The sequence below is a fragment of the Microbacterium ureisolvens genome, assembly GCF_019511645.1.
Taxonomy (GTDB): Bacteria; Actinomycetota; Actinomycetes; order Actinomycetales; family Microbacteriaceae; genus Microbacterium; species Microbacterium ureisolvens_A.
Window position 1 is genome coordinate 1 of record NZ_JAEUAX010000027.1, and the last position, 3,382, is coordinate 3,382.

The following is a 3,382-nucleotide window of genomic DNA, read 5'->3' on the forward strand; positions in this document are numbered from 1 at the left end:
GGGCGGGGGTGGGCCTTTCTGGCTCCTCGCGGCTGCGAGTTCAGGTTGTGCGCGCGGTGAGGTGGCGGGACAGCAGCCTCGAGTTGGGAGCCGAGGTTTGGTGTCGACCTCGAACCGGAGATCGTGTCCGCGCTCGAGGCCGGGTCCTCGGGGAACGGTGAGCCCGGTCTGCAGGCCACGAGGCTTCGGGACGGGTTTACGCGGGCTTCTGGGTGTCCGCGAACGCTGGGGTCGGTGCGTCCACGCGGCCGCGGATGAAGATCAGCAGGATGAGGCCGGTGAGGATGACCACGATGTTGCCCTGCGCTGCGAGGGCGGAGATCGCACCGGGTGCCGGGTTGCCGGTGAACAGGAACGTCGCCGAGTCGGTCGTGCCGTGGATCAGGATCGGCCAGATGAGGTTTCCGGTCACCCGCAGTGCGAGATACATGCAGATGCCGAACGCGAACGTGTAGAGGAGCTGGAATCCTGTCGCGAGCACCGACTGGCCGGAGAGCAGATTGCCGGCGTGCAGGGCAGCGAACAGGGCGGCCGACACCACGGCGACGACGATCTCCCGGTAGCCGGCCTTGCGCATCAGATTCACGACGAGGCCGCGAGTGAGGAACTCCTCCGCGAAACCGACGAAGAGACTCGACACAACCCAGGCAGCCACCAGGCCGCCACCCGCCTGGGCGTAGTCGATGCCGGCGAAGTGGAGGACATTGAAGAGAACGGTGACGACGACGGCGATCCACATCCACCCGCGCCCGCGGATCGGCTGCTTGCCGAACAGCTCGCGCAGCCAGCCGGTAGTCAGGGCGAACACCACGAGGATGACGCAGCCGAGCGCGATCGGCAGGCCGTAGCTCACGAGTACCGCGACCGCCTCGTTCGAGGTGTCGACCGCTGCGATGATCGGTCCGAGCGCGAGGGAGAGAAGCTGCCACAGCACGTAGTACCCGACCACGACGAGCAGCGAGCGCCACCAGCCACCTCGTTCCCAGAAGCGCTTCCATCCGGATGTGTTCTGCGGTTCGGCCACGTCCACCCTCCTCTGCGGCCGAGCCCGTCACGGTCCGCCCTCTCGAATCTAGAGGCATGTTGGCTGTTGGCCGTTGAGTGGTTGACCGAGGCGCGTCCCGTGGGCGGGCGATTGTCGGCGACGGCGACAAGGATCGAGGTCTTCCAGGATGGGAGTTCTCACACTCACCATGTGCACCTCACCATGACCCGCTGCCACGGGCCGGGCGCCGAGGCATACCGCGAACACCGTGATCCTCGGGGAGGGACCGGTGGGCGAGAAGGATCGAGGTCTTCCAGGATGGGAGTTTTCACACTCACCATCTGCACCTCACCATGACCGGCGCTCCCACGGGCCGGGAGCCGTGGCATACCGCGAACACCGTGATCGTCGGGGGACGCCGGCGAGTGATCGACGACCCGGGCACGTCGACGGCGTGACCATGATCGGTGTCGACGAGCATGTCGGGCGCCGAGTCAAAGGACGAGGGGGCAAGCGACGAGCAGGGCGAAACGGGCGCCCGACCCGTCCGGACGCATCCTCCGACCGCGCCACACGGCCGAGAGGGCGGTTGCGGCACCGCCGGCTGCGCGCGCTTGCTCCATCGGTGTCGCGGCGAGCTGCGGCATCCGTCCAGTCCAGCGAGATGGACGCGGCCTGCGCACTGCCGGCCGGCCGGGCTGCATTGTCGAGCGTCTCGCGGGCGGGCTGCGTTGTCGAGCGTCTCGCGGGCGGTCTGCGTTGTCGAGCGTCTCGCGGGCGGCCCTAGTCGAGCGTCTCACGGGCGGCCCGCCGGGCGGGCTGCCTAGTCGAGCGTCTCACGGGCGGCCCGCCGGCCGGGCTGCGTAGTCGAGCGTCTCGCGGGCGGCGCGCGGGCCGGGCTGCGTTGTCGAGCGTCTCGCGGCCGGGCTGCGATGTCGAGCGTCTCGCGGCCGGCCCGCCGGCCGGGCTGCGTTGTCGAGCGGCCCGCCGGGCGGGCTGCGTTGTCGCGCGTCTCGCGGGCGGCCGTCGCCGAGGGGTGCGTTGTCGAGTGTCTCGCGGGCGGCCCGCCGGCCGGGCTGCGTAGTCGAGCGTCTCGCGGGCGGCCGTCGCCGAGGGGTGCGTTGTCGAGTGTCTCGCGGGCGGCCCGCCGGCCGGGCTGCGTAGTCGAGCGTCTCACGGGCGGCCCGCCGGCCAGGCTGCGTAGTCGAGCGTCTCGCGGGCGGCCGTCGCCGAGGCATCCGCCGACATCTGATCGAGATCGTCAGGCCCAGGTCGTGAACGCGCCTCGGCGATGTCGGAGGCCCCTGTCATGATGGACGTAGACGAAGAAGCTGGTGATCCGGAGCCGATCTGAAGGTCCGGTCACCGCGTGCCTCAGGCGCGCTGGATGGGTGCTGCCCCCCGTGGGGAAGGGATCGCGCACCACCGCGCGATGAAACGGATCGCGCACCCGCGCGAAAGAAGGCACGACGTGGACGACGCAGAGCTCGACGAGGCGGAGGCGCAGCGCGCCGGCGCTCTCGCCGACGAGCTGCGGCGGATCCAGGCCGACGAGGCGGCGCTGCATGCCCGGCGGGCGCGCGTGCTGGCCGAGGCGTGGGAGATCGCCGAGGCGCAGACGTCACGGATCCCCTCGGCCGCATCCAAGCTCCGCGAAATGCCGCTGCGCTCGATGGCGGCCGAGCTCGCGATGGCTGTGCGGGTGAACGACCGCACGATGCAGTCCCACCTCTGGGATGCGCACGTGCTCGCGACATCGTTCGAGCCGACGCTCGCCGCGCTCGAGGAGGGGCGCATCACACGGGCGCATGCGACCGCGATCGTCGACATCGGCCGCGTGATCGATGAGTCATCCGCCCGTGCCGCCTTCGAGCAGGCTGTGCTGGGCTACGCCGAGACGACCACCGCGGCGCGCACCCGCGCCTTCGCCCGCTCCCAGGCCGACATCTTCAACCCGCGCACGATGCAGGAACGGCACGACCTCGCGATGCTGGGACGCCGCATCTGGGTCACCGACCTCGACGACGGCATGTCGCTCCTGAACCACCTGCTGCCTACGGTCATCGCCCACGGCATCCTCGATCGCACCACTCAGCAGGCCAAGCTGATCAAGAAGATCGACACCGCACACCGACGCGAGGTCGCCGAGGCGGAGAAGAAGGCCGCCGACCGGACGCAGTCCGCCGAGGCTGATGCGCCGGGCGCAGATGCGGCGGATGCCGGGGCGTCGGGCTCCGCGGAAGCCACCGCCGGTGCGGCGGCCGACCGTGCCGCGACGGCCGGGTCCGGGGCCGGGACGGCGGCCGGCGGTGCCGCGGCCGGGGTCGGTGCCGCGGCCGGGGTTGGTGCCGCGGCCGGGGTTGGTGCCGCGGCCGCGGACGGGGCCGGGGCCGGGGC

The 3,382-nt window shown here is 71.2% G+C and carries 2 protein-coding genes and 1 pseudogene; 1 reads left to right on the forward strand and 2 read right to left on the reverse strand.

The annotated features are described in order from the left end of the window. Positions 1–196: 196 nt before the first annotated feature. The gene (locus JNB61_RS19800) at positions 197–1,024 is read right to left on the reverse strand and encodes a CPBP family intramembrane glutamic endopeptidase (RefSeq protein ID WP_220292300.1); all 828 of its coding nucleotides are present in this window, start codon (positions 1,022–1,024) and stop codon (positions 197–199) included. Positions 1,025–2,158: 1,134 nt separating this feature from the next. Next, positions 2,159–2,296 (reverse strand): hypothetical protein, encoded by a 138-nt coding sequence (locus tag JNB61_RS19805; protein WP_220340726.1) that lies wholly within the window; start codon positions 2,294–2,296, stop codon positions 2,159–2,161. Positions 2,297–2,456: 160 nt separating this feature from the next. Here JNB61_RS19805 and JNB61_RS19810 point away from each other — a divergent pair. Next, positions 2,457–3,382 (forward strand): annotated as a pseudogene (locus JNB61_RS19810) (hypothetical protein); the annotation flags it as partial.